The organism is Streptomyces africanus (assembly GCF_030816955.1).
Classification (GTDB): Bacteria; Actinomycetota; Actinomycetes; order Streptomycetales; family Streptomycetaceae; genus Streptomyces; species Streptomyces africanus.
Genome location: NZ_JAUSYP010000001.1, coordinates 3475910 through 3500331, shown reverse-complemented (window position 1 = coordinate 3500331; position 24422 = coordinate 3475910). Strand labels below are relative to the sequence as shown.

Sequence of the window (24422 nt, the reverse complement as noted above, 5' to 3'; positions counted from 1 at the left end):
GGTTAGCCCCCCTGTCCGGGCTGGGGCTGTCCCAGTCAACCGGTGATACCCGGAACGGAACAGCAGGCCAGGACGAGCGGAGTCAGGGCTGCCGCCGCGGTGAGTGCCACGAACACGGTCCGCGGTGCCGGAGAGCACGGGGCGTGCGGTGTGAGGATGCGGCGCATGCGCAAGACCGCCGACGGCCCGCCCGCCGCGAAGGCCATGGGGGGTGTCTGACCTGATGCCACCGCGTACAGGGCGGTGGCGAGTGCGTCCCGCGAACACCGGCGCAGCGCCCGGTCGTCGGCCGCCATCTCGAGCAACAGCGGTACCTCGGTACGAGCGAGCCGGGCCAAGGGCAGTGTGCGGAAACTGGCACCGAAGGCCCTGGCCGCGGCCACCAGCAGATGGTGGCGGCCGGCGATGTGCGCCCGCTCGTGTTCCAGCACCGCCGTCACCTGCTGCCCGGTCAGGACCTGGAGTGCCCCGGAGCTGACCACGATGTGAGGTGCACGACCCGGCAGGCAGTACACGGCCGGGGTGTCGTGCTGCAGCACGGTGGCACGCAACCCCGGTCGCCTGCTGCCGACGAGGCGCAGCAGTTCGGCGTGACGCACCCGCAGGCGCCTCGCCCTCAGCAGTTCACGTACGAGGACGACCGCGAAAGCCGCGGGCACGAAGGCCGCCGCGCAAAGGGCCGCCCACACGCGGGTGTCCACGCCCGCCAGGCCGTTCGGGAGGAGAGGCCCGCGATGCGCGCCGACGGAGACGAGGCAGGCGTCGGCGAAGCGGGACAGGTGGTGGCTGCCTGCTGTCGGAAGCAGGAGGTGCAGGGCCGTCAGGGACACGGAAGCGATGAGGGACACCCCGAGCAGGGTCCACACCGTGAGAGCCAGCCGGGGTATTCGGTGCGCCCAGTCGCTGCCGGCGAGCGTCTTCGGCAGCAGCACCCCGACCACCAGGGTCGTGGTCAGAGGCGGCAGCACATGATGGCCGGGGACCAGGAACGGGCCCGAGTAACCGAGGAGTCCGGTCACGCGGGCGCTCCGGGCTCCTCGGCGCCGCCGGGAGCGCGGCCCATCGCGCGCAGAGCGGCGGCCAGTGCGGAGACGTCCTCCGGGGACATGTGCTCCACGAATCGCTGCAGCGCGGCCTGGCGGTCCTCGGTGTTGCCGAGCGCGTCCTGCATGAGGGCGGCGGTGTACTCCTCACGGCTGCGCTCGGGCTCGTACAGCCAGGCGCGCCCGGCCTTCTCGCGGCGGAGCAGGCCCTTGCGGTGGAGTATGTCCGCGACCGTCATCACCGTCGTGTAGGCGACGGGACGCACGTGGTTGATGTCGTCGACGATCTCCCGGACCGTGGCAGGGCGGCCCCAGCGCCAGAGCCGGTCCATGATTTCGGCTTCGAGGTCACCCAGCCGTCGCACCCTTCCCCCTCTTCTTCCCCGTCACCGGGGTGCCTCACATCGTAGGGCACCCCTGGTCTGCGGAAGAGGGTCACATCATGGCGTCCCGTATAGGGGTAGGGGGTATGTTGGATCGAGTGATCGTATGCGCCGGAACCGGAGTGGCGGCGACGATGTACCAATCCACTTAGTAGTATCGCGGTAGGTCGAGTACGGAAGGCAGGTCGGCATGAGCGGGCGGCTGCGGGCAGGCGGGGCCTTCGGGTATCTCCTGCTGGTCGTCATGCTCGCGCTGGGCGTGTTCGCCATGCACACGATGGGCCACCCGGATGAGTCGTCCGGGCACGGTATGAGGGGTGCTGTTCCCGCTGCCGCGGGTGTGCACCACGACGCCATGGCCCGGAAACCCGCGGCCCTGGCCGGGCCCGAGGTGACGGCCGAGCACGGGACCGCGACGTCGGCTGCCATGTCGCCGGTGCACGGGATCCCGGACGGCATGGACCCGATGTCCGTGTGCTTGGCGGTTCTCACCGTGTGGCTGCCCGTGCTGTTCCTGCGTGCGCCGGCGGTCCGCCGGCATGAGCGGCTGACCGCCCTTCTCGCCCGGTCGACGGCCCTGGCGCGCCCCGGCACTCCACCACCGAGACCGCTCCTCTCCCAGTTGTCAGTTCTCCGGATATAGGCCGCACCACGGCGCGGCCCACGCAGTGCTGCCCGCGCAGACGCCTGCTCCGCACAGCCAGAAACTGACGACAAGAGGTATCTCGCACATGACTGCCCACAAGCACGCTCTCAACCGTCGCCTGAGCCGCCGTCTCGCGGTGGTGGGCGCCATCACGGCGGGCGGGCTGCTGCTCGCCGCCTGCGGCGGGAACGACATGGAGGGCATGGACCACGGGAGCGGCAGCTCCGCCTCCGCCTCCGCCTCACCGACCCCGGCGACGGGTGAGAAGCCGGCGTCCGGCGCGTTCAACGACGCGGACGTGATGTTCGCCCAGATGATGATCCCGCACCACGAGCAGGCCCTGGAGATGGCCGGGCTCGCGGACGGCCGGGTCTCCGACGCCGAGGTCAAGTCCCTGGTCGCGGACATCGAGAAGGCGCAGGACCCCGAGATCCGGACCATGAAGTCCTGGCTGAAGGCCTGGGGCAAGCCGGAGTCCGCCGGGGAGGGGATGCCCGGCATGGACCACGGGTCCGGCGGCATGGACCACGGGTCCGGGATGTCCGGAATGATGTCCGACGAGGACATGAAGAAGCTCGAAGGCGCCAAGGGCACCGAGTTCGACCGGATGTTCGCGGAGATGATGATCGAGCACCACAAGGGCGCGATCACCATGGCGGAGGACGAGCAGAAGAACGGCCGCAACGCCACGGCCAAGAAGCTCGCCGCCGACGTCGTGAAGGCCCAGTCCGCCGAGGTCGAGAAGTTCGAGAAGATCCTCGACCGGCTCTGATCGTCACCACCCACTGACCGCCCAGGGCTCCGCGGCGCGCCCGAGGAGCCCGGGCGGTTGCCTCCCCAGGCCGCCATGACGGTGACGCCCCAAGGGGGAGCCCGAGCTGGTGGGCGACAGTGAGGATGACTTCAGGCGGCCATCATGACGAGCATGGCGCACATGGTGCCGCCCATGCCGATGTGGGCCGTCAGCGCCGCTCCCGGTGACGTACCGGGTGGGCGACGGCGGCTCCGGTTGCCCGCCGCAGCGTGTGCCCGGCGCTGGTCGCCTCCCGGCCGGGCCTTGTCCCAGACGGAGATGGCCAGGGACGCGGCGAACACCACGATCGCGTCGGGCAGGGCGAGGAGCCGCCTGGCCCAGCGGCCCTTGCCCGCGGCGCGGCCCGCACCCGCTCGCCGGTCGGTGCCACGCAGCCGCGCCCGCACGGGCGCGACGATCGACAGCAGGAAGTACACGGCGAGGGCGATCAGGGCGACACGCCACACAGAAGCGGAGTCTCCCGGCGGGGAGCCATGGGCGGCGCCGGTCGTCATGTCGTGGGCGGTCGCGCCCGAGGAGTGGCCCGTGCCCTCCATCCCGGCCATGCCCGCCGTCCCCACGGTGCCGGACGCGTGCCCGTGATCCATGCCGGCCATCGAGTGCCCGCCCAGAGCGAGGACCGGCGCGGAGTCGGTACCCGGCATGGCGAGCGTCATGATCACCATGGCGGCACTGCCGATGATGTGATGCGTCCAGCGGCGGCCGTGCCGCCAGCCGTGCAGCCGGGCGTGTTGTACGGACAGGGCCACGCCCCCCAGGCCGACGGCGGTGAACGCCGCCACCCACCACAAGCCGTGGTCCCCGAAGCCGGCCGCCGTCGCGGGCAGGAACATCGCGGCCATGCCGCCGGCCATGACCAGGTCGCCTCCGGCCGCGAACCGGGCCTCTCTGCTGTCGGCGGCGGCCAGCCGGGCCGCGCTCACGACGGCCACGAGCGCGGCGACCGCCGCCAGCGTCCCGTTCAGGGCCGGACTTCCCATCGCTGCCTCCGCGTCGACCGTCTCTGGCTGCTGTCTACCAATGTCCTTAGTACGTCGAGGCGCCGAAAGGCGTTCAGCTGAGGGTCCCGCTTGCCCGTCTGCATATGCTCATGCAGAATCCTCAGCTACTGAATAGGCGAGGGGGAGCACGTCATGAGCGTGACCGACAGCCCTGCCGCGCGGTTGCAGGCGCTCTTCGAGGGACACCGGCTGACGCCGACCCAGCGGCGCATCGCACACAGCATGGTGCGGCGCGCAGCCGACGTGCCCTTCCTGTCGAGCGTGGAGCTCGCCGAGCTGGCCGGGGTCAGCCAGCCGTCCGTGACCCGCTTCGCCGTCGCCCTCGGCTTCGACGGCTACCCGGCCCTGCGCCGCCACCTGCGCGAGGTCGCCCCCGCCGAACCCGCCGCGGACGCCGGGTCCGCCAACGAGTACCAGCAGGCCGTCGAGGCCGAGATCGAGAACCTGCGGCACCTGGCGGAGGTCCTGGCCGACCCCCGGCCCGTGCAGCGCGCGGGGCGCCTCCTCGCGGCCTCCCGGCCGCTTCCCGTGCTCGGACTGCGGGCGGCGGCCGCCCAGGCGCACGGCTTCGCCTACTTCGCCGCCAAGGTCCACCCCGACGTGCGGCTCCTCAACGAGGGCGGCACCATGCTCCACGACCGCATCGACGCCGCCGTCCGGGCCGGCGCGACCGCACTGCTGTGCTTCGCGCTGCCCCGGCACCCCCGCGAGGTCGTCGACACCCTGGACTACGCCAGACAGGCCGGGCTGACCGTCGTCACGGTCGCCGACTCCGCCTTCGCACCGGTGGCCAAGGTGTCCGACCTGCTGCTCCCCGCCGCCGTCGGCACCGGCCTCGCCTTCGACACGGCCTGCGCCCCCATGCTGCTGGGCCGGGTCCTGCTGGAGGCGATGTGCGACGACCTGCCCGAGGCCCAGGCCCGCCTGGAGGAGTTCGACGTGAAGGCGGCGGCGCGGGGGCTGTTCGTCGACTGACGGCACGGGCAGCGCGTTCCCGGAGTCGTCGGACTCGGACTCGTCATTCTCAGACTCGTCTCACGTTGTGTCGCTAATGTGCTTCTCCTGAAACGCCCTTCAGACGCTTCGGAGACGAACGGAGGCTGAACGTGACGCGCGGAGGACAAGGGCTGGCTCGGGTGGCCGTCGTCGTACGGGCGGGGGCGGCCCCGCTGTGGTGGCTGGGTGTGTTCGCGGCGGGCATCGGCCTGCTGCCCCCGGGACTGACGGGGCGCCGCATCGGCGTCCTGGCCGGGGCGGCACTGTTCGTCCTGGCGACGGCCGCGGTGGCCTACGGGCGCCGCAAGCGCTACCTCGCCCTGGCCGCCTCCGCGGCCCGCGCCGGCAAACACGACGTGCTCCAGGACCGCGCGGTCACGGCCCGCAACTGGCGCCGCGCCCACCGCTGGTGGCTTCTCCTCGCCTTCCTGGCCGCCCTGGGCAGCGCCTTCGCCGTGCCCGCCGCGGCGGGTCTGCTCCTGGCCGGGTGCGGCGCGGGCCTGTGGCTGAAGGCCGCGTGGCTCGGCCGCCGCGAGCGCGCGGACGAGGTGCTGCTGTGGGTGCGGGTGGACTGGCTGCGCGGCGGAGCGGGCGGCCCCGCGGGCAAGCGGGTCAAGAGCTACCGCAGCACGGGCATCGCGGCGGGCGACGCGGCCCCGGGCGGGGCAAGGAAGAAAACGCCGGCCCTCGTCTGATCGGACAAGGGGAGGTCGGCCCACGGGCGCGAGGCCGCATTTCGATCTGCGACTGCCGCCGCGCGGGCGAAGACCAGCGACAACGAACCCGCGGCCGGGTGCTACGGAAGCCCCCACGGCGCCCGGCCGCCCACCAGCACGTCGACCTGTGCCCCTCCGGACTCGGCCACCACCTCCTCGACCGTCTGCGCCTGGCGCACCACCGCGAAGGAGACCCGCCCCTCCCCACCCGGCTCGAACCCGTAGATCGCAGGCCGGACAAGCGAGTTGTACGCATAGTGGTGCGCGAAGTAGTACGCCCCCGTGTCCAGCGCCGCCGCGAAGTCCCCCTGCTCCAGCAGCGGCAGCGCGCACCCCTCGGCGAGCAGGTCGCCCGAGAAGCACGCCGGTCCGGCCACGTCCTGCACCACCGCCGGGCCCTCCTTCGGGCGCCCCTTGGCGTCGTACGCGGCGATCCTCAGCGGCCAGACCCCCGGCGCGTACACCGTCCGCGTCGCGACCTGCACGCCCGCGTGCGTGACCGCCACCGGCCGGCCGCCCGCGCTCTTGGCGTATTCGACCCGCGCCACGACCGCCCCGTGCTTCGCCAGCAGTGACCGTCCGAACTCCGTCACCAGGCCGTACCGCCCGTCGAACAGCCCGGGCACCTCCTCGGCCAGCATCCGCGCGTACTGCGCGTACGTCGGCGTCGTCGCGTCCGACGCGAAGTTCACCGGCAGCCCGCCGCCGATGTCGAGCGTGTCGATCTGCCGCCGCCCGGCCCGCCGGTTGATCTCCTCCGCCAGCTCGTACGTCTCCGCCACGCCCCGCGCCATCAGGGACAGCGGAACCCCCTGGGACCCGGTGTGCGCGTGCAGCCGGGTCAGCCACGGCCGGTCCAGATACGCCCGTACGACCCACTCCCGGGCACCCTGGTCGCGCAGCGCCACCCCGAACTTCGACGTCGCCGTGGCCGTCGACGTCGCCTCGATGGAACCCCCGCCGATCTGCGGATTCACCCGAATCCCGAGCGGGGAGCGGCTCCCGCTGGACCTCATCAGACCGTCGATGCGCTCCAGCTCCTGCGGATTGTCCGCGTTGACGGCGATGCCCAGCGCCAGCGCCTCGCGCAGCTCCCCGGGCGTCTTGGCCGGCGAGTCCAGCACCGTCATCTCCGGGCCCAGCCCCGCCGCCCGCGCCAGCGCCAGCTCGCCCGGGCTCGCCACCTCCGCGCCGACGCCCTCCTCGCGCAGCAGCCGCAGCACCGGCACCAGCGGGGTCGCCTTCACCGCGAAGGCGTGCAGCACGGGCGTGCCCGGCGCGACGACCGCGTCGAACGCGGCCCGCAGCTCCGCCGCCGACTCCCGGATGCCGGTGACGTCCAGCAGCCCGACGATGGGGCTGCCGGGCCCGAGCAGCCCCTGTTCCACGGCGGCCCGCACCGCCTCGTCCCGCCGGGTCGCCCGCCCGGCGCCGGAGTCGCCCGCCCGACCGTCGTCGCCCATGCCGTCCCCCGCCGCCCCGGCGTCCGCTCCGGTCGCCTCGGATCCCTCGATGTGTGCGCCCATGCATCCAGCCAAACATCCACGGCAGCGCCGCGCCGACCCCCGGATGTATTGACTAGCTCTATTCAGACGGCCAGGATGTGAATAGCCACAGCAACAATGACCGCAGCACCACCCGCCGGGAGCACCACGCACCCACCCAGGAGGCAGACCATGTCAGGACCCCGCCCTGTCCGAGCGCCGCGCGGCACGGAACCGAGCGCCCTGGGATGGCCGCAGGAAGCCGCCCTGCGCATGCTCCAGAACAACCTCGACCCGGAGGTCGCCGAGCACCCCGACAAGCTCGTCGTCTACGGCGGCACCGGCAAGGCGGCCCGCGACTGGCGCTCCTTCGACGCGATGGTGCGGACGCTCAAGGGGCTGAAGCAGGACGAGACCATGCTGGTCCAGTCCGGCCGGCCCGTCGGTGTCATGCAGACCCACGAGTGGGCCCCGCGCGTCCTCATCGCCAACTCCAACCTCGTCGGCGACTGGGCGAACTGGGAGGAGTTCCGCCGCCTGGAGGCCCTCGGCCTGACCATGTACGGGCAGATGACGGCCGGTTCCTGGATCTACATCGGCACCCAGGGCATCCTCCAGGGCACCTACGAGACCTTCTCCGCCGTCGCCGCGAAGAAGTTCGGCGGCACCCTGGCCGGGACGATCACGCTGACCGCCGGCCTCGGCGGGATGGGCGGCGCCCAGCCGCTCGCCGTGACGATGAACGACGGTGTGGCGATCTGCATCGACTGCGACCCGCGTGCGATCGAGCGGCGCATCGAGCACCGCTACCTGGACGTGCGGGCCGACTCCCTGGACCACGCCCTGCGGCTCGCCGTGGAGGCCCGCGACGCCCGCCGCCCGCTGTCCATCGGCGTCCTCGGCAACGCCGCCGAGCTGGTGCCGCAGCTGCTCGCCATGGGCGCCCCGATCGACGTCGTCACCGACCAGACCTCCGCCCACGACCCGCTGGCCTATCTGCCCCTCGGCACCGCCTTCGAGGACATGGCCGACGCCGCCGCCAAGGACCCGGCCGGCTTCACCACCCGGGCCCGCGAGTCCATGGCCCGGCACGTCGAGGCCATGGTCGGATTCATGGACGCCGGCGCCGAGGTCTTCGACTACGGCAACTCCATCCGCGGCGAGGCGCAACTGGCCGGATACGACCGGGCCTTCGCCTTCCCCGGCTTCGTCCCCGCCTACATCCGCCCGCTGTTCTGCGAAGGCAAGGGACCTTTCCGCTGGGCCGCCCTGTCCGGCGAGGCCTCCGACATCGCCAAGACCGACAAGGCGATCCTCGACCTCTTCCCGGAGAACGAGTCCCTGGCCCGCTGGATCCGCATGGCCGGGGAGCGGGTCCACTTCCAGGGCCTGCCCGCCCGCATCTGCTGGCTCGGCTACGGCGAGCGGGACAAGGCCGGTGAGCGGTTCAACGACATGGTCGCGAGCGGGGAACTGGCCGCGCCGGTCGTCATCGGCCGCGACCACCTCGACTGCGGCTCCGTCGCGTCCCCCTACCGGGAGACCGAGGCCATGCTCGACGGGTCCGACGCGATCGCCGACTGGCCGCTGCTGAACGCGATGGTGAACGTGGCGTCGGGGGCGTCCTGGGTGTCCCTGCACCACGGGGGCGGGGTCGGTATGGGGCGGTCGATCCACGCGGGGCAGGTCACGGTGGCCGACGGTACGAGGCTGGCCGGCGAGAAGATCCGGCGGGTGCTGACGAACGACCCGGGCATGGGGGTCATCCGGCATGTGGATGCCGGGTACGACATCGCGGAGACGGTGGCTCGGGAGAAGGGCGTCCGTGTTCCGATGCGTGAGGGTGACTCGGCGTGACCGCACCCAACGGCAACCCTCCGGTGGGGGCTGGTGCATCGTCGCCGCCCGCGGGTCCGGCTGTGCCCACTCGTTCCGCCCCGCGGAAGGACTGCCCACAGCCTGCACGGCCTGGTGGCGCCTCCTTCCACCAGATGTGGCGCGACCTGCTGCCCATCGGCCGCCACCCCGCCTCCGACGGCTACCGCCGATTCGCCTGGACCGGGGTCGACGGCGACTGCCGGGCCTGGTTCGAAGAGCAAGCCGTCGCCCGTGGGCTGCGCTACGAGGTCGACCGGAACGGGAACCAGTGGGCCTGGCTCGGTGACCCCGCCGTCGGGGACGCGGTCGTCACCGGGTCGCATCTGGACTCCGTGCCGGACGGCGGCGCCTTCGACGGGCCCCTCGGAGTCGTGTCCGCCTTCGCCGCGCTGGACGAACTGCGCGGCCGGGACGCGCGGTTCACCCGGCCCCTCGGCATCGTGAACTTCGGCGACGAGGAGGGCGCCCGGTTCGGGCTCGCCTGTGTCGGGTCCCGGCTCACCGCCGGGCAGCTCACCCGCGAGCAGGCGCACCGGCTCACCGACGGCGAGGGCGTGACGCTGCCTCGGGCCATGGAGGCCGCCGGACACGACCCGGACGTCATCGGGCCCGACTCCGAGCGGCTCGCCCGCATCGGTGCCTTCGTCGAACTGCACGTCGAGCAGGGCCGGGCCCTCGACCTGTCCGGCGACCGGGTCGGCATCGCCAGCGCGATCTGGCCGCACGGCCGGTGGCGGTTCGACTTCCGGGGCGAGGCCAACCACGCCGGCACCACCCGGCTCGCCGACCGGCGCGACCCCATGCTGTCCTACGCCGAGACCGTGCTCGCCGCCCGGCGCGAGGCCGAACTCGCCGGTGCCGTCGCCACCTTCGGGAAGATCGCCGTCGAGCCGAACGGTGTCAACGCCATCCCCTCCCTGGTGCGCGGCTGGCTCGACTCGCGCGCCGCCGACCAGGAGAGCCTGGACGCCGTGGTCGCCGGCGTCGAGAAGGCGGCCGGGGAGTACGCCGCCGCCCACGGTGTCGATCTCGCCGTCGTGCGCGAGTCGTTCACCCCCGTCGTCGAGTTCGACCACGCCCTGCGCGGCGAACTCGCCCGCATCCTCGGCAAGGACACCGGCCTCACGGTCCCCGTCCTCGGCACCGGCGCCGGACACGACGCCGGGATCCTGTCGGGGAGCATCCCGACCGCCATGCTGTTCGTGCGCAACCCCACCGGCGTCTCCCACTCACCGGCCGAATCCGCCACCGAGGACGACTGCGTGGCCGGGGTACTCGCACTCGCCGACGTACTGGAAGGACTGGCGTGCAGGTGACCAGAGCAGCCACGCGCACGTACTGGCTGGAGCACGCCTGGCTCGGCACGCACGTCGAGCCGGGCGTGGCCCTCGACGTCCGGGACGGCCGCATCGCCGCCGTCCGCCCCGGCACCCCCGCCCCGACCCCCGGCGCCGAGGTCCTGCGCGGCCTCACCCTCCCCGGCCTCGCCAACGCCCACAGCCACGCCTTCCACCGTGCCCTGCGCGGCACCGTCCAGGTCGGCTCCGGCACCTTCTGGACCTGGCGCGAGGTCATGTACGCCACGGCCGCCCGGCTCACCCCGGACAGCTACCACGCCCTCGCCCGCGCCGTGTACGCCGAGATGGCCCTGGCCGGCATCACGGCGGTCGGCGAGTTCCACTACGTCCACCACGCCCCCGGCGGCACCCCCTACGCCGACCCCAACGCGATGGGCGAGGCCCTCGTCGCGGCCGCCGCCGAAGCCGGGATCCGCATCACCCTCCTCGACACCGTCTACCTCTCCTCCGGCTTCGGACAGCCGCCCACCGCCCCCCAGCTCCGCTTCTCCGACGGCACGGCGGACGCCTGGGCCGAACGCTGTTCAGTTCTCAAGGAACGAGATCACGCGCGGATCGGAGCGGCGATCCACTCCGTGCGGGCCGTGCCCGCCGACCAGCTGGCGACCGTCGCGCGGTGGGCCGAGGAGCGGCGGGCCCCGCTCCATGTGCACCTGTCGGAACAGACGGCCGAGAACGACGCCTGCCGCGAGGCCCACGGCCGCACCCCCGCCCGGCTCCTGGCCGACCACGGCGTCCTCGGCCCGCGTACCACCGGCGTCCACAACACCCACCTGACCGCCGACGACATCTCCCTCATCGGCGGCAGCGGCACCGGCACCTGCATGTGCCCCACCACCGAGCGGGACCTCGCCGACGGCATCGGACCCGCCGTCGCCCTGCAGCAGGCGGGCTCGCCGCTCTGTCTCGGCTCCGACAGCCACGCCGTGATCGACCTGCTCGAAGAGGCGCGGGCCATGGAGCTGAACGAGCGCCTGCGCACCCGTACCCGAGGCCACTGGACGGCGGCAGCCCTCCTGCGGGCCGCCTCGGCGGACGGGCACGCGGCCCTCGGCTGGGAGGACGCGGGCGCCCTGGAGCCCGGCGCGCTCGCCGACTTCACGACGATCGCGCTCGACTCGGTCAGGACGGCAGGGCCGCTTCCGCGGCTCGGGGCCGAGACGGCCGTATTCGCCGCGTCGGCAGCGGACGTGTCGCATACGGTCGTGGGAGGGCGGCACGTCGTACGGGACGGGGTCCACTCGCTCGTACCGGATGTGCCGCGAGCCCTCGCGGACGCCGTCGAAGCCCTGCGCGGATGACCCCGGGCCGCTCCTTCGAGCGGCCGGCCCCCGAACCCGACCCCACCGCCGACCAGGCCACCAAGGACGCCATGAGCAACGCGACGACCGTCAGCCCCGCCCACTCCGCGAGCACCGCAAGCACGCTCATCACCAACATCGCCGCCTTGGTCACCAACGACCCCTCCCTCGGTTCCCCCCTCGGACTGGTCCAGGACGCGGCCGTCGTCATCGAAGGCGACCGCATCGCGTGGACCGGTGATCAAAGCAAAGCACCCGCCACTGACAATCGGGTCGACGCCGGCGGCCGGGCGGTCCTCCCCGGCTTCGTCGACTCCCACTCCCACCTCGTCTTCGCCGGCGACCGGACGCAGGAGTTCAACGCCCGGATGTCGGGGCGGCCGTACAGCGCGGGCGGCATCCGCACGACCGTCGCGGCCACCCGCGCCGCGACGGACGAGGAACTGGAAGCCAACGTCACCCGTTACCTCGCCGAGGCCCTCCGCCAGGGCACGACCACCTTCGAGACCAAGTCCGGCTACGGCCTGACGGTCGAGGACGAGGCCCGGGCCCTGCGCGTCGCCGCCGCCCACACCGACGAGGTCACCTACCTCGGCGCCCACATCGTCGCCCCCGAGTTCGCCGAGGACCCGGCCGCCTACGTCGCCCTCGTCACCGGCGAGATGCTCGACGCCTGCGCCCCGCACGCCCGCTGGATCGACGTCTTCTGCGAGCAGGGCGCCTTCGACGGTGACCAGGCCCGCGCGATCCTCACCGCCGGCCGGGAACGCGGCCTGCACCCCCGTATCCACGCCAACCAGCTCTCCTACGGCCCGGGCGTGCGGCTGGCGGTCGAACTCGACGCGGCCAGCGCCGACCACTGCACCCACCTGACGGACGAGGACGTCGACGCCCTGGCGAACAGCCGCACGGTCGCCACCCTCCTGCCCGGCGCCGAGTTCTCCACCCGTGCCGAGTGGCCGGACGCCCGCCGCCTCCTCGACGCGGGTGTCACCGTGGCCCTGTCCACCGACTGCAACCCGGGCTCGTCGTTCACCTCTTCCGTCCCGTTCTGCATCGCGCTCGCCGTACGGGACATGGGCATGACGCCGGACGAGGCCGTCTGGTCGGCCACGGCGGGCGGCGCCGCGGCCCTCCGGCGCACCGACATCGGCCGCCTCACCCCGGGCGCGTACGCCGACCTGATGCTTCTCGACGCCCCGAGCCACGTCCACCTGGCCTACCGGCCCGGCGTCCCGCTGGTCACCGGGGTCTGGCGGCGCGGCGAGCGGGTGCTCTGAGCATCGACGGAAGGCCGGATCCGATGAGCAGACGGTGGCAGGCGGCCCTGGGCGCCAATGTGCTCCTCGGCATCCCGGGCGTCATACCGATCTGGATGCTGTGGTTCCTCGCAGCGAGCTGGACGGGCGGTCCCGAGCCGACGGACAACGACCCCCTGGTGCTCTGGCTGCCGATCGCGGCCGTCATCGTCGTCCCGTACGTCCTGCTGTGGCTCTCCGTGAACCGCTCACTCGCGCGCCGGAGTTCGCTCACCCCACGGACCTACTGGTGGCTCAGCGCCCTGGCCACGTTCCTGCCGACCACGGCACTGATCATCTACTCACCGTAGGACGGGAACCAGGACGTGCACGCGGAGAGGGCAGGAAACGCGCCCGGGGGCGGACCGTTCGGTCCGCCCCCGAAAGACAGCGTCACCGGGCACAGCGTCGTGCAGTGAGGATCCTCGGCGGAGGACCTCCTCGGAGGATCACTCCTCGACGGTCAGCCCCTTGCGCAGCCGTACCAGCGTGCGCGACAGCAGCCGCGAGACGTGCATCTGGGAGATGCCCAGTTCCTCGCCGATCTCCGACTGGGTCATGCCCGCGACGAAGCGCAGCGACAGGATCTTGCGGTCGCGCGGCGGAAGTTCGGCGATCAGCGGCTTCAACGACTCGACGTACTCGATGCCTTCGAGCCCGTGGTCCTCGTAGCCGATGCGGTCCGCGAGCGCGCCCTCGGAGTCGTCCTCCTCCGGCTGGGCGTCCAGCGAGGAGGCGGTGTAGGCGTTCGACGCGGCCATGCCCTCGACGACCTCGTCGTTGGAGATGCCGAGGCGCTCGGCCAGTTCCGTCACCGTCGGGGCGCGGTCCAGCTTCTGGGCCAGCTCGTCACCGGCCTTGGCCAGGTCGAGCCGCAGCTCCTGGAGCCGCCGCGGAACGCGCACCGACCACGAGGTGTCGCGGAAGAAGCGCTTGATCTCGCCGACGATGGTCGGCATCGCGAATGTGGGGAACTCGACACCCCGAGACAGCTCGAAGCGGTCGATCGCCTTGATCAGGCCGATGGTGCCGACCTGGATGATGTCCTCCATCGGCTCGCTGCGGGAGCGGAACCGGGAGGCGGCGAACTTGACCAGTGCGAGGTTCAGTTCGACGAGCGTGTTGCGGACGTACGAGTACTCGTGGGTGCCTTCCTCCAGCGACTCGAGGCGCTCGAAGAGGGTCTTGGACAGGGCCCGTGCGTCGACCGCGTCGACTTCCTCGTACGGGGGGATGTCCGGAAGTCCGGCGAGAAGGCCGTCCTGTGTGACGAGCATCTCGTCCTGCTCGATGGGATCCAGATGTTCCGGAGGGGGTGTCGACGTCGCTTTCTGGGTACGCGATGCGTCGAGCCGGGGTGACATGATGTCCTCCATCGTTCTCGGCATAAGGCTGCCGGAGCCGTAAGGTGCACTGCGGTGTGCGGCGCCTCCAAAGCCGGCCGTGTCGGGTACGTGTCCTTACTAGGCCTACCCGCTTTCCCGAGCCCACCGCAAGTGCGTTCTGTGGGCATATGTCCGTTTGTGTGTAGTTGTTCGGGTGTCGAAGCGTGGCGGGAAGGCGTAGTGTTCGAGGGCGTCAGCAGCAGTCACGACGTCGGGAGAGAGAGACGGCATGGACCGCGGGACAGTCGGCAGCGCACAGTCTGGCCGGCTTCTGGTGGAGGTGCGGGAAGAGGGCTCTAGCGCCGTCGTGACCCCGGCGGGTGAGCTGGATCACCACACCGCCGATCTGTTGCGTGAGCCACTCGAGGACTGCCTCGCCAAGGGATTCAAGCGCCTGGTCATCGACTGCGCGCGGCTGGAGTTCTGCGACTCCACGGGGCTCAACGTGCTCCTGGGTGCCCGGCTGAGGGCCGAGGCCGCGGGCGGTGGCGTGACTCTCGCCGGGATGCAGCCGGTAGTGGCACGCGTGTTCGAGATCACTGGCGCGGATGCAGTGTTCACCGTCCATGACACGCTTGAGGCGGCCCTGGCCGACGAGTCGGGCTGACCGGCGTTGCGTGGGCGCGCCGAGCCTCGGCCATCCCTCTGTGACCGGTGTCCTGCCCCTGGCACGCCTTTCGCGCCGAATACGGGGGTGTTCCCCCGGTCCGCCCGGGCAGGAGACATCCTGGAACGGTCGGCCGCCAGGGCGGCGGGGGCGTCGCGAAACCGTCGTGCCGCGCACTGCGTGACTGACTGTGGAATGAATTTTTTGAATCGTGAACTGGTGAATCGGTGAGGTGAAGCGCTGATGAGCACCACCCGGCCCTACTCGCCGGGCGACCGCGGGCCGGAGCCCAGCGGCGCTTCCGGGGCGTCCGAGGGTGGCGTGCCGGCGGGCGGTGCGTCCGGCGAGGACGTGGCCGCGCCGTCCGGAGCCGCGGCACCGCCGGGGGGCCGGCAGGTGCGCCGGCTGAGCTTCGACGGGGCGAGCGGCGTCGTCCCGCTCGCCCGCGACTTCGCCCGCCAGGCGCTGTACGCGTGGGGCTGGCTGCCGGCCGCCTCCGCGGACCAGCGGGCCGCCGCCGAGGACGTCCTGCTCGTCGTCTCCGAGCTGGTCACCAATGCCTGCCTGCACGCCGAGGGGCCGGACCAGCTGTGGATCACCTGCGACAACAAGGTGATCCGCATCGAGGTCGCCGACCGGGGCACCGGCCAGCCGTCGCCCCGCACCCCGCACCGGGCCGGCCGCCCGGGCGGCCACGGCATGTTCATCGTCCAGCGACTGTGCCTGGACTGGGGCGTGGTCCGCACGCCGGGAGTCGCCGGCAAGACGGTGTGGGCCGAACTGGGGGCTCCTGCCTGATCCGGGGCCTTGGCTGTTCCGGGGCGCCGCGAGCGCGCCGGGCGCGGGCTCGGGCTGGTTCTTGGGCTGGGGGACCGGCCGGGTGGTGGGCTCGGGCTGGTTCTTGGGTGACCGTCCCGGTGGTGGGGGTTTCGGCTGTTTCCTGGGTGCTCGTCCGGGTGGCGGGCTTCGGCTGTCTCCCGTGGACCGTGCGGGGTGGACCCGGGCCCTCCCCGCAGGGCCGTTCGGGTGAAGGGTCGAGCCGGCGGTTCGCCGACGGCTGCCCGGCCGCCGGACCGCCCCGACCATCCCCTTCCACTCCCAGGGAACCTCCACGCCGGATCGCCACAGATCCACCCCGCACCGTGTCTTCCTTCCTCAACGCCCCGGGCGTACCTTGACGGCCCGATCTGATGTGCCGTCAGGAAACAGGAAGGGGAGCGGCTCCGTGTCGTACCGGAATCGAACCGCCGCACTCGCGTCCGCCGCGGCCCTGGCCGGCTCGGCGGTGTTGATGGCCGCCCCCACGGCCCGGGCCGAGGTCGTCGACGTCAACTACCAGTGCAAGACGCCGATCGGCGACAAGAGCGCCGTCTCGCCCATCGACATCAAGGGCGTCAAGAGCGGCAGCGGGTACCGGATCACCATGTCGTGGCAGAAGGGCGTCTCCTCCAGCCCGGTCGAACTGGGCAAGGGTGCGATGACCCCGAGCGCCACCATCGCCCTGGGCGGCGCGGACAGCGGCACCCTGACGGTGACCGGCCCCGCCAACGACGCCGCGATCCCCGCCAACACGCCGATCAAGATCAACGACCTGAGCGGCACGTACACGCCGAAGAAGAGCGGCGAGGTCACCTTCACGGCCGGCGTGCTCACCATCAAGGCGCTCGGCACGACGACCACGTGCACGCCGACGAACGACCCGGGCCCGTCCCTGACCCTGGACGTCACGGCCGCGAGCGGCGGCGGCGCCACCGGCTCCACCCAGGGCGGCGGCTCGGATCCGGGATCCGGTTCCGGCTCCGGCGACGAGCTCCCGCAGACCGGCCCGGAGGACTCGGCCGTCGCGCTCGGCACCCTCGGCGGCACCGTTCTGCTCGCCGGCGCGGCGGGCACCCTGTGGCTGACACGACGTCACCGGACAGCGCGCGTACGCCACTGAGCGCACACCCGCACGACCGTGGAGCCGCCGATGCCGCACGTCGCCCGTGTTCCGTACCTGTCCCTGCGTCTCCTGCTGCCCCTCCTGCTGGTGCTCCTGCCGGGCCTGGCGGGCGCCGGGCCCGCCGGGGCCGCGGACCGGCCGGTCGTCGAGCTGTCCAGGACCCAGGCCGGGACGGGCGGCTCGGTCACCGTCACCGGCAGCGGCTGGCGTCCGCGTGCCCTGCTGACGCTGCTGGTCTGCGGGCAGGCCGAGCCGTCCCTGGGCGTGACCGGCGGCACCAACTCCTGCGCCAACGCCGACGGCCGGACCGTCACCACCGACGCGAAGGGGCGCTTCCGCCGCGAACTGCCCGTCGTGGAACCGCCCGTGCCGTGCCCCTGCGTGGTGCACGTGGCGACGGTGACGGGGGCCGGGGCCGAGGCCGACGCGGCCCTCCGGGTCGCCGGGCACGCGGTCGAGCCGCTGCCCGCGGACCGGGCCGGCGGACGGCTGTCCCTGCTCGCGGACACCCGGCTGCGGGGCTCCAGCGGGCTGCTGACCTGGTTCGGCTCCCCGCCCGCCCGGACACTCGTGGTCACCGTCGGGAACGTCGGGACGTCCCCCGTGAAGGACCCCGTCTTCCAGGTCGGCACCTCCCACGGCGTGTTCGCCCCGCAGTGGCAGGACCAGCGCTGGCGCGGCACGATCCGGCCCGGCGGCAAGGCGCGCGTCGAACTCCCCGTGGAGCTCGCGGCCGGGGCGCACGGCGACTACACCGTGTCCCTGAAGTACGGCGGCAAGGTCCTCGCCGAGCACCCCTGGGGCGTGGGCCGCCCCTGGGGCGTGACCCTGTTCTGGGTCCTCGTCTGCCTGGTCGTCCCGGCGGCGCTGTTCCGCGCCGGCCTGGCCGTCGTGGACCACGCCCGCCCCCGCCACCCCGTCCACGCGGCCCGCCCGCGCCGTCGGCGCCTGCGTCTGCCTGCCGAACGCCTGCCCCCGGCCCTGCCGTGGGTCTCCCCGGACGCCGAACCGCCGAGCTCGACGAGGACGTGAGCCACGGACATGAGACAACACATGAGGCAATGAGAAGGGCCGCCGCACCTTCGAGGTGCGGCGGCCCTTTCGTCAGGGTCCGGTGGGACGCCTCAGTGGACGTCGCCCATCAGCGCCTTGACCTTCCTGCGGTACATGTACACCGCGCCACCCGCCAGGGCGGCGAGGACCGCCTCGGCCGCGACCGCGCCCGTGCCGCTGAGGTCGACGCCCCCGACGGCCGGGTTGGAGAGCAGACCCGTCACCGAGTCGCCCGCCGTGACCGCGAGGAACCAGACGCCCATCATCTGGCTGGCGTACTTGGCCGGGGCCATCTTCGTCGTCACCGACAGGCCGACCGGCGAGAGGCACAGCTCGCCGACGGTCTGGATCAGGTAGATGCCCACCAGCCACATCGGGCTGACCAGCGTGTCACCGCCGGCCATGCCCATCGGCAGCAGGAAGAAGAAGAACGAGACACCGACGAAGAACAGCGCCGCGGCGAACTTGGCGACCGTGCTCGGCTCCTTGCCCTTGCGGTTCAGCCACAGCCAGAACCAGGCGAAGACCGGGGCCAGGGCCATGATGAACACCGGGTTCAGCGACTGGTACCAGGACGACGGGAAGTCGAAGCCGAGCAGCGAGCCGGAGGCCTTCGTCTCACCGAACGCCTGGACCGTGGAACCGCCCTGGTCGTAGATCATCCAGAAGGCGGCGGCCGCGACGAAGAACCAGATGTAGCCGGTCATCTTCGACTGCTCGACGTCGCTGAGCTCCTTGTCCCGCTTGATCCGGATCAGCACGCCGGCCGGGATGATCAGGCCGATCACCGTGAGCGGGATCATCGCCCAGTTGAGCGTGAAGTGGCCGGTGAGGCCGACGACGCCGTAAAAGACCGCCGCGACGGCCAGCCAGAGCAGGCCCTTGCGCAGCCAGGACGCGCGCTCCTCGGCCGCCAGCGGCTTGGGCACGACGTTGCTCTGCGGGCTCAGGTTCCGGGTGCCGACCAGGAAGGCGACGAGGCCGATGCCCATACCCACCGCGGCCAGACCGAAGCCGAGGTGCCAGCTCACCTGCTGGCCGACCGTGCCGATGATCAGCGGCGCGAAGAAGGCACCCATGTTGATGCCCATGTAGAAGATCGTGAAGCCGCCGTCACGGCGCGGGTCGTCCGGGCCGTCGTAGAGGTGTCCGACCATGGTGGAGATGTTGGCCTTGAGCAGGCCGGAGCCCAGTGCCACCAGGGCCAGGCCGGCGAAGAAGGGCGCCTGGCCGCCGGGCAGGGCCAGCACCAGGTGACCGGCCATGATCGTGACGGCCGCGATCGCCACGGTCTTGCGCGGACCCCAGACCCGGTCGCCGAGCCAGCCGCCCGGCATGGCGAGCAGGTACACCATCGACAGGTACACCGAGTAGATCGCCGTGGTGGTGGCGAGGTCCATGCCGAGCCCGCCGCCCATGCTGCCCTTCTTGGCGTCGGGCCCGCCGGAGAGCAGGTACACGACGAGCAGAGCCCGCATGCCGTAGAAGCTGAACCGCTCCCACATCTCGGTCATGAACAGAGTGGCCAGTCCGCGGGGGTGGCCGAAGAAGGTCTTCTCGGAGCCGGGGATGCCCGGGCGGGCCGAGTCCTTCGTCAGGCTGGACGCCATGGTCGTTCCTTGCTGGTCGGGACGCGCTCCGCTGACAGCGGTGGGTGCGCCCGGGGGGAGCTGCCGGCACCGGTTCGTACGGCCGTCCGCCCGACGCCTACGGGGGTCCGCTCCGGGTCACGGAGCGGTGGGCGGTCGCCACCGGGATCCACGCCTCTACGCGCGTATCCGCACGACGAGGCCCGGCCACAGGTCGTTTCAGGTCCGGGGAGCCGGTGAAGCCGGCCCGCGCACGAACCCGCACACAAAAGAGACCTCCAGGGGCAATCAGCCTCCGAAGGTCGCCGTGGTGCTACAGGCGTTGATTCACCATACGGCAGGACACCGCCGTATATGGAAGGACTTGAGACACGGATCACAGGTGTAGAGGGAACCGTAAGCCCTATTTCCAAGGTCTTTACCAGGATCACACCCCACAGGCAGAGGTCTGTGCGCGTACCCGCCGATCGTAAGAAGCGGGTTTGCCGCGGGTAAGAATCAAGGCTTCCGGTCACACCCCAGCTCAGGGGCTTGCAGGTCTACCATCACCACATGACCCGTGTACTGCTCGCCGAGGACGACGCGTCCATCTCGGAGCCGCTGGCCCGTGCTCTGCGCCGGGAGGGCTACGAGGTCGAGGTGCGTGAGGACGGACCCACCGCCCTCGACGCCGGAATGCAGGGTGGCGTCGACCTGGTCGTGCTCGACCTGGGTCTGCCCGGCATGGACGGTCTGGAGGTGGCCCGCCGCCTGCGTGGCGAAGGCCACAGCATCCCGATCCTCATCCTGACCGCGCGCGCCGACGAGGTGGACACCGTCGTCGGGCTCGACGCGGGCGCCGACGACTACGTCACCAAGCCGTTCCGGCTCGCCGAACTGCTCGCCCGCGTCCGCGCCCTGCTGCGCCGCGGCGCTTCCGAGCCGCAGCAGCCGCCCGCCACCCACGGCGTGCGGATCGACGTCGAGTCGCACCGCGCCTGGATGGGCGAGGAGGAGCTCCAGCTCACCGCCAAGGAGTTCGACCTGCTGCGCGTGCTGGTGCGCGACGCGGGCCGGGTCGTCACCCGCGACCAGCTGATGCGCGAGGTCTGGGACACCACCTGGTGGTCGTCGACCAAGACCCTCGACATGCACATCTCCTGGCTGCGCAAGAAGCTCGGCGACGACGCGGCCAACCCCCGGTACATCGCCACGGTGCGCGGTGTGGGCTTCCGTTTCGAGAAGAGCTGAGCCGCGGGACGGGCACGGGTAGACACGGGTAACGGGACATGCGCCGCCGACTGATCCAGTCCACGCTCGCCGTGGTGCTCGTCGTGATCGCCGTCTTCGGCGTCTCCCTCGTCATCGTCGAGACCAGGACGATCAGCAACAGCGCCCAGGAGCGGGTGGAGTCCGAGGCCGTCCGGCTGGCGAGCATCGTCGACAGCCGGCTCTTCGGGGCGCAGCAGGTCGACGCGGAGGTGCTGCGCGACCAGATCACGCAGAACCGCTACTACGCGGTGATCCGGATCCCCGGCGAGGCGCCCATCGAAGTCGGCTCCAAGCCGTCCGGTGACGTGATCAGCGCCAGCGCGCCCGGCGAGGAGGGCGAGACGGTCACCGTCCAGGAGCCGCGCTCCTCGGTGACCCGCGAGGTCGGCCGCACCCTGCTGATCATCGCGCTCGTGGCGCTGCTCGCCGTGGTGGCCGCGGTGCTGCTGGCCGTCCGCCAGGCGAACCGGCTGGCGTCGCCGCTGACCGACCTCGCGGAGACGGCCGAGCGGCTCGGCTCGGGCGATCCGCGCCCGCGCCACAAGCGGTACGGCGTGCCCGAGCTGGACCGGGTCGCGGACGTGCTGGACGGCTCGGCCGAGCGCATCGCCCGCATGCTCACCGCCGAGCGGCGGCTGGCCGCGGACGCCTCCCACCAGCTGCGGACGCCGCTCACCGCGCTGTCCATGCGGCTGGAGGAGATCACCCTCACCGACGACCCGGACACGGTGAAGGAAGAGGCGACGATCGCGCTGACCCAGGTCGAGCGGCTCACGGACGTCGTCGAGCGGCTGCTGACGAACTCCCGCGATCCGCGCACCGGCTCCGCCGTCACCTTCGACCTCGACGAGGTCATCCAGCAGCAGCTCGCCGAGTGGCGCCCCGCCTACCGCAGCGCGGGCCGGGCCATCGTCAGCTCCGGCAAGCGGCACCTGGAGGCCGTCGGCACACCGGGAGCGGTCGCGCAGGTGCTGGCCGCGCTGATCGAGAACTCCCTGATGCACGGCGGCGGCACGGTGGCGCTGCGCACCCGCGTCACCGGCAACCAGGCCGTCATCGAGGTCACGGACGAGGGCCCCGGGGTCCCCGCCGATCTCGGCGCCCGCATCTTCGAGCGGGCCATCAGCGGCCGCAACTCCACGGGCATCGGCCTGGCCGTGGCCCGCGACCTGGCGGAAGCGGACGGTGGGCGTCTGGAGATGCTCCAGACCAAACCCCCGGTCTTCGGCCTCTTCCTGTCCCGCACGCCCGTCCGGACGTCCCTCGGCGACGACGACGAGCCGATGATCCGCTGACGCGCGCGGCAGGAAACGCGGCAGGAAAGCGGGAAACGGGCCTACGGCACCCGCTGCCCGGACTCCCGCGACCGCTTGGCCCGCTCGCCCTTCAGGATCGACTCCGCGTCCGCCACCGCCTCACGGGCGGGAAGGGCGCGGAAGACCCAGCTGCGGTACGACCAGAAGCGGAAGAGCGTGGCGACGCCGATGCCGAGGAACTTGAAGATGTTGTTCTGCAGCGGGGTGTCCCAGCCGAAGCCGTACGTGGCCACGTACAGGATGCCGTTCTCGATGACCAGCCCGATCGCGCTGAACAGCAGGAACAGGGTCATTTCCCGCGTACGGCGGCTCTTGTCGCGGTCGCGGTAGGTGAAGTAGCGGAAGCCGACGTAGTTGAAGACGATCGCCACGACGGTCGCGATGACGCTCGCGCGCACCACCTGGAGGTCGGTGACATGCCGCACCAGGTTGAACACGAGGAGGTTGACGAGCACCCCGGCACCGCCCACCGCGCCGAACTTGGCGACTTCGTGGACGAGCCGTCGGAGCCGCGAGGCACCATGTCCCATGGTCATGCAGGCCCCCGTCCGTGGTTGGCATCAACCCAGCCATGCTATCCACCTTCCACCGCGATCTTCCTGCGGGCGGCGGTGGGCGGCCGGAGATGGTCCGGGCCGGGCCGGGGTGGGGCAGGAAACCGGCCACCTTGGCGCGGCCGATACCCTGGGGGCGTGACGTTTCCGGTAGTCGGCATGGTCGGCGGGGGCCAGCTCGCTCGTATGACACACGAGGCAGGCATCCCGCTGGGCATCAGGTTCAAGCTCCTCAGTGACACCCCGCAGGACTCAGCTGCGCAGGTCGTGAGCGATGTCGTCGTCGGCGACTATCGCGACCTGGAGACGCTGCGCGCCTTCGCACGCGGGTGCGATGTGATCACCTTCGATCACGAACACGTGCCCACCGAGCACCTCAGGGCCCTGGAGGCGGACGGCATCCCCGTGCGCCCTGGCCCCGACGCGCTCGTGCACGCCCAGGACAAGGGTGTGATGCGCGCGAAGCTCGACGCGATCGGCGTGCCCTGCCCCAGACACAGAATCGTCTCCGATCCGCAGGACGTGGCGGCCTTCGCGGCCGAGGGCGAGGGCTTCCCCGTCGTCCTCAAGACCGTCCGCGGCGGCTACGACGGCAAGGGCGTGTGGGTCGTCGGCTCCGTCGAGGAGGCCGCCGACCCCTTCAAGGCCGGTGTCCCCGTGCTCGCCGAGGAGAAGGTCGACTTCGTCCGCGAGCTCGCCGCCAACGTCGTCCGCTCCCCGCACGGCCAGGCCGTCGCCTACCCGGTCGTCGAGTCCCGCCAGGTCAACGGCGTCTGCGACACGGTGATCGCCCCGGCCCCGGACCTCGACGAGGCCCTCGCCCTGCGGGCCGAGGAGATGGCGCTGAACATCGCCAAGGAACTCGGCGTCGTCGGGCACCTCGCCGTCGAGCTGTTCCAGACGCGCGACGGCCGCATCCTCGTCAACGAGCTGGCGATGCGCCCGCACAACTCCGGCCACTGGTCGATGGACGGCGCCGTCACCAGCCAGTTCGCCAACCACGTCCGGGCGGTCCTGGACCTGCCCCTCGGCGACCCGCGCCCGCGCGCCACCTGGACGGTCATGGTCAACGTCCTCGGCGGCGACTACCCGGACATGTACTCCGCGTACCTGCACTGCATGGCCCGCGACCCCCAGCTCAAGATCCACATGTACGGCAAGGACGTGAAGCCCGGCCGCAAGGTCGGTCACGTCAACACCTACGGCGACGACCTGGACGACGTGCTGGAGCGCGCCCGTCACGCAGCCGGCTACCTGAGAGGCACCATCACCGAATGAGCCCTGTTGTTGGCATCGTCATGGGGTCGGACAGCGACTGGCCCGTCATGGAGGCCGCCGCCAAGGCCCTCGACGAGTTCGAGATCGCCTACGAGGTCGACGTCGTCTCCGCGCACCGCATGCCGCGCGAGATGGTCGCGTACGGCGAGCAGGCCGACGAGCGCGGGCTCAAGGTGATCATCGCCGGAGCCGGCGGCGCCGCCCACCTGCCCGGCATGCTCGCCTCCGTGACACCGCTGCCGGTCATCGGCGTGCCCGTGCCGCTGAAGTACCTCGACGGCATGGACTCCCTGCTGTCGATCGTGCAGATGCCGGCCGGTGTCCCGGTCGCCACGGTCTCCGTCGCCGGCGCCCGCAACGCCGGTCTGCTCGCGGCCCGCATCCTCGCCGCGCACGACGACGAGCTCCGCGCCCGCATGCGCGAGTTCCAGCAGGAGCTCAACGACCAGGCCACCGAGAAGGGCAAGCGCCTGCGCTCCAAGGTCGAGGGCTCGGGCGGCTTCGGCTTCGGCGCGGGGAAGTGACGACG

24 protein-coding genes are annotated in these 24422 nt (G+C 71.9%); 17 read left to right on the top strand and 7 right to left on the bottom strand.

Features of this window, described 5'->3' with window-relative positions; translation table 11 throughout:
* Positions 1-35 precede the first annotated feature (35 nt).
* On the bottom strand, positions 36-1019 hold the full coding sequence (locus tag QF034_RS16035; RefSeq protein WP_307175608.1) for a M56 family metallopeptidase: 984 nt from the start codon (positions 1017-1019) through the stop codon (positions 36-38).
* Positions 1016-1408 (bottom strand): BlaI/MecI/CopY family transcriptional regulator, encoded by a 393-nt coding sequence (locus QF034_RS16030; protein ID WP_307175607.1) that lies wholly within the window; start codon positions 1406-1408, stop codon positions 1016-1018. The genes QF034_RS16035 and QF034_RS16030 overlap by 4 nt, the downstream gene beginning before the upstream one ends.
* Positions 1409-1616: 208 nt before the next feature.
* On the opposite strand from QF034_RS16030, the gene QF034_RS16025 reads away from it, so the two are divergent.
* Positions 1617-2069, top strand: a complete 453-nt coding sequence (locus QF034_RS16025; protein ID WP_307175606.1) for a DUF6153 family protein — start codon at positions 1617-1619, stop codon at positions 2067-2069.
* Positions 2070-2157: 88 nt separating this feature from the next.
* Entirely contained in the window at positions 2158-2844 is a 687-nt protein-coding gene (locus tag QF034_RS16020) for a DUF305 domain-containing protein (protein WP_307175605.1), read from the top strand.
* A gap of 131 nt (positions 2845-2975) precedes the next feature.
* Here the strand turns inward: QF034_RS16020 and QF034_RS16015 are convergent, their stop codons facing one another.
* Entirely contained in the window at positions 2976-3866 is an 891-nt protein-coding gene (locus tag QF034_RS16015) for a DUF5134 domain-containing protein (RefSeq protein WP_307175604.1), read from the bottom strand.
* A 153-nt stretch (positions 3867-4019) separates the two neighbouring features.
* On the opposite strand from QF034_RS16015, the gene QF034_RS16010 reads away from it, so the two are divergent.
* Together QF034_RS16010 and QF034_RS16005 are read left to right on the top strand one after the other, a co-directional pair.
* Positions 4020-4862: a MurR/RpiR family transcriptional regulator gene (locus QF034_RS16010; protein ID WP_307175603.1), complete on the top strand. Its 843-nt coding sequence runs from the start codon at positions 4020-4022 to the stop codon at positions 4860-4862.
* Between the two features lie 131 nt (positions 4863-4993).
* Positions 4994-5578, top strand: a complete 585-nt coding sequence (locus QF034_RS16005; RefSeq protein WP_307175602.1) for a hypothetical protein — start codon at positions 4994-4996, stop codon at positions 5576-5578.
* 101 nt (positions 5579-5679) lie between these two features.
* Here the strand turns inward: QF034_RS16005 and QF034_RS16000 are convergent, their stop codons facing one another.
* The gene (locus QF034_RS16000) at positions 5680-7062 is read right to left on the bottom strand and encodes a type III PLP-dependent enzyme domain-containing protein (protein ID WP_307179888.1); all 1383 of its coding nucleotides are present in this window, start codon (positions 7060-7062) and stop codon (positions 5680-5682) included.
* Positions 7063-7275: 213 nt separating this feature from the next.
* Here QF034_RS16000 and hutU point away from each other — a divergent pair, with 213 nt between their 5' ends.
* The 5 genes from hutU to QF034_RS15975 all read left to right on the top strand — a co-directional run bounded on the left by hutU (position 7276) and on the right by QF034_RS15975 (position 13229).
* Positions 7276-8940 (top strand): urocanate hydratase, encoded by a 1665-nt coding sequence (gene hutU / locus QF034_RS15995; RefSeq protein WP_307175601.1) that lies wholly within the window; start codon positions 7276-7278, stop codon positions 8938-8940.
* Between the two features lie 134 nt (positions 8941-9074).
* Complete coding sequence (locus QF034_RS15990; RefSeq protein ID WP_307175600.1) at positions 9075-10277, top strand: allantoate amidohydrolase; 1203 nt, start codon at positions 9075-9077, stop codon at positions 10275-10277.
* A complete protein-coding gene (locus tag QF034_RS15985) occupies positions 10268-11620 on the top strand; it encodes a formimidoylglutamate deiminase (protein ID WP_370880805.1) in 1353 nt (450 codons plus the stop codon). The genes QF034_RS15990 and QF034_RS15985 overlap by 10 nt, the downstream gene beginning before the upstream one ends.
* Positions 11617-12900, top strand: coding sequence for an imidazolonepropionase (gene hutI / locus QF034_RS15980; RefSeq protein WP_307175598.1), 1284 nt, complete (start codon positions 11617-11619; stop codon positions 12898-12900). Before QF034_RS15985 ends, hutI begins: the two co-directional genes overlap by 4 nt.
* A gap of 23 nt (positions 12901-12923) precedes the next feature.
* The gene (locus tag QF034_RS15975) at positions 12924-13229 is read left to right on the top strand and encodes a hypothetical protein (RefSeq protein WP_307175597.1); all 306 of its coding nucleotides are present in this window, start codon (positions 12924-12926) and stop codon (positions 13227-13229) included.
* Positions 13230-13367: 138 nt separating this feature from the next.
* Here QF034_RS15975 and QF034_RS15970 read toward each other — a convergent pair whose 3' ends face one another.
* Entirely contained in the window at positions 13368-14294 is a 927-nt protein-coding gene (locus QF034_RS15970) for an RNA polymerase sigma factor SigF (protein WP_307175596.1), read from the bottom strand.
* A 238-nt stretch (positions 14295-14532) separates the two neighbouring features.
* On the opposite strand from QF034_RS15970, the gene QF034_RS15965 reads away from it, so the two are divergent.
* From QF034_RS15965 to QF034_RS15950, 4 genes are all read left to right on the top strand, one after another.
* Entirely contained in the window at positions 14533-14910 is a 378-nt protein-coding gene (locus tag QF034_RS15965) for an STAS domain-containing protein (protein ID WP_307175595.1), read from the top strand.
* A gap of 243 nt (positions 14911-15153) precedes the next feature.
* Positions 15154-15708, top strand: a complete 555-nt coding sequence (locus QF034_RS15960; RefSeq protein ID WP_307175594.1) for an ATP-binding protein — start codon at positions 15154-15156, stop codon at positions 15706-15708.
* 427 nt (positions 15709-16135) lie between these two features.
* Positions 16136-16849, top strand: coding sequence for an LPXTG cell wall anchor domain-containing protein (locus tag QF034_RS15955; RefSeq protein ID WP_307175593.1), 714 nt, complete (start codon positions 16136-16138; stop codon positions 16847-16849).
* A 30-nt stretch (positions 16850-16879) separates the two neighbouring features.
* Complete coding sequence (locus tag QF034_RS15950) at positions 16880-17884, top strand: hypothetical protein (protein WP_307175592.1); 1005 nt, start codon at positions 16880-16882, stop codon at positions 17882-17884.
* A gap of 92 nt (positions 17885-17976) precedes the next feature.
* On the opposite strand, the gene QF034_RS15945 is transcribed toward QF034_RS15950, so the two are convergent.
* Positions 17977-19515, bottom strand: coding sequence for a peptide MFS transporter (locus tag QF034_RS15945; RefSeq protein ID WP_307175591.1), 1539 nt, complete (start codon positions 19513-19515; stop codon positions 17977-17979).
* A gap of 531 nt (positions 19516-20046) precedes the next feature.
* Here QF034_RS15945 and QF034_RS15940 point away from each other — a divergent pair.
* Together QF034_RS15940 and QF034_RS15935 are read left to right on the top strand one after the other, a co-directional pair.
* Positions 20047-20724 (top strand): response regulator transcription factor, encoded by a 678-nt coding sequence (locus tag QF034_RS15940; RefSeq protein ID WP_086564785.1) that lies wholly within the window; start codon positions 20047-20049, stop codon positions 20722-20724.
* A 38-nt stretch (positions 20725-20762) separates the two neighbouring features.
* Positions 20763-22040, top strand: a complete 1278-nt coding sequence (locus tag QF034_RS15935; protein ID WP_307175590.1) for a sensor histidine kinase — start codon at positions 20763-20765, stop codon at positions 22038-22040.
* A 41-nt stretch (positions 22041-22081) separates the two neighbouring features.
* Here QF034_RS15935 and QF034_RS15930 read toward each other — a convergent pair whose 3' ends face one another.
* The gene (locus QF034_RS15930; RefSeq protein WP_307179887.1) at positions 22082-22591 is read right to left on the bottom strand and encodes a GtrA family protein; all 510 of its coding nucleotides are present in this window, start codon (positions 22589-22591) and stop codon (positions 22082-22084) included.
* Positions 22592-22753: 162 nt separating this feature from the next.
* Here QF034_RS15930 and QF034_RS15925 point away from each other — a divergent pair, with 162 nt between their 5' ends.
* On the top strand, positions 22754-23893 hold the full coding sequence (locus QF034_RS15925; RefSeq protein ID WP_307175589.1) for a 5-(carboxyamino)imidazole ribonucleotide synthase: 1140 nt from the start codon (positions 22754-22756) through the stop codon (positions 23891-23893).
* Positions 23890-24417, top strand: a complete 528-nt coding sequence (gene purE, locus QF034_RS15920) for a 5-(carboxyamino)imidazole ribonucleotide mutase (RefSeq protein WP_307175588.1) — start codon at positions 23890-23892, stop codon at positions 24415-24417. The genes QF034_RS15925 and purE overlap by 4 nt, the downstream gene beginning before the upstream one ends.
* Positions 24418-24422 lie beyond the last annotated feature (5 nt).

Bases quoted from the DNA above. Each gene is read 5' to 3' on its own strand.
- QF034_RS16025 (WP_307175606.1), top strand. From the start codon at position 1,617: ATGAGCGGGCGGCTGCGGGCAGGCGGGGCCTTCGGGTATCTCCTGCTG.
- QF034_RS16020 (WP_307175605.1), top strand. From the start codon at position 2,158: ATGACTGCCCACAAGCACGCTCTCAACCGTCGCCTGAGCCGCCGTCTC.
- QF034_RS16015 (WP_307175604.1), bottom strand. From the start codon at position 3,866: ATGGGAAGTCCGGCCCTGAACGGGACGCTGGCGGCGGTCGCCGCGCTC.
- QF034_RS16010 (WP_307175603.1), top strand. From the start codon at position 4,020: ATGAGCGTGACCGACAGCCCTGCCGCGCGGTTGCAGGCGCTCTTCGAG.
- QF034_RS16000 (WP_307179888.1), bottom strand. From the start codon at position 7,062: ATGGGCGACGACGGTCGGGCGGGCGACTCCGGCGCCGGGCGGGCGACC.
- hutU (WP_307175601.1), top strand. From the start codon at position 7,276: ATGTCAGGACCCCGCCCTGTCCGAGCGCCGCGCGGCACGGAACCGAGC.
- QF034_RS15990 (WP_307175600.1), top strand. From the start codon at position 9,075: ATGTGGCGCGACCTGCTGCCCATCGGCCGCCACCCCGCCTCCGACGGC.
- hutI (WP_307175598.1), top strand. From the start codon at position 11,617: ATGACCCCGGGCCGCTCCTTCGAGCGGCCGGCCCCCGAACCCGACCCC.
- QF034_RS15975 (WP_307175597.1), top strand. From the start codon at position 12,924: ATGAGCAGACGGTGGCAGGCGGCCCTGGGCGCCAATGTGCTCCTCGGC.
- QF034_RS15970 (WP_307175596.1), bottom strand. From the start codon at position 14,294: ATGGAGGACATCATGTCACCCCGGCTCGACGCATCGCGTACCCAGAAA.
- QF034_RS15965 (WP_307175595.1), top strand. From the start codon at position 14,533: ATGGACCGCGGGACAGTCGGCAGCGCACAGTCTGGCCGGCTTCTGGTG.
- QF034_RS15960 (WP_307175594.1), top strand. From the start codon at position 15,154: ATGAGCACCACCCGGCCCTACTCGCCGGGCGACCGCGGGCCGGAGCCC.
- QF034_RS15950 (WP_307175592.1), top strand. From the start codon at position 16,880: ATGCCGCACGTCGCCCGTGTTCCGTACCTGTCCCTGCGTCTCCTGCTG.
- QF034_RS15945 (WP_307175591.1), bottom strand. From the start codon at position 19,515: ATGGCGTCCAGCCTGACGAAGGACTCGGCCCGCCCGGGCATCCCCGGC.
- QF034_RS15940 (WP_086564785.1), top strand. From the start codon at position 20,047: ATGACCCGTGTACTGCTCGCCGAGGACGACGCGTCCATCTCGGAGCCG.
- QF034_RS15935 (WP_307175590.1), top strand. From the start codon at position 20,763: ATGCGCCGCCGACTGATCCAGTCCACGCTCGCCGTGGTGCTCGTCGTG.
- QF034_RS15930 (WP_307179887.1), bottom strand. From the start codon at position 22,591: ATGGGACATGGTGCCTCGCGGCTCCGACGGCTCGTCCACGAAGTCGCC.
- purE (WP_307175588.1), top strand. From the start codon at position 23,890: ATGAGCCCTGTTGTTGGCATCGTCATGGGGTCGGACAGCGACTGGCCC.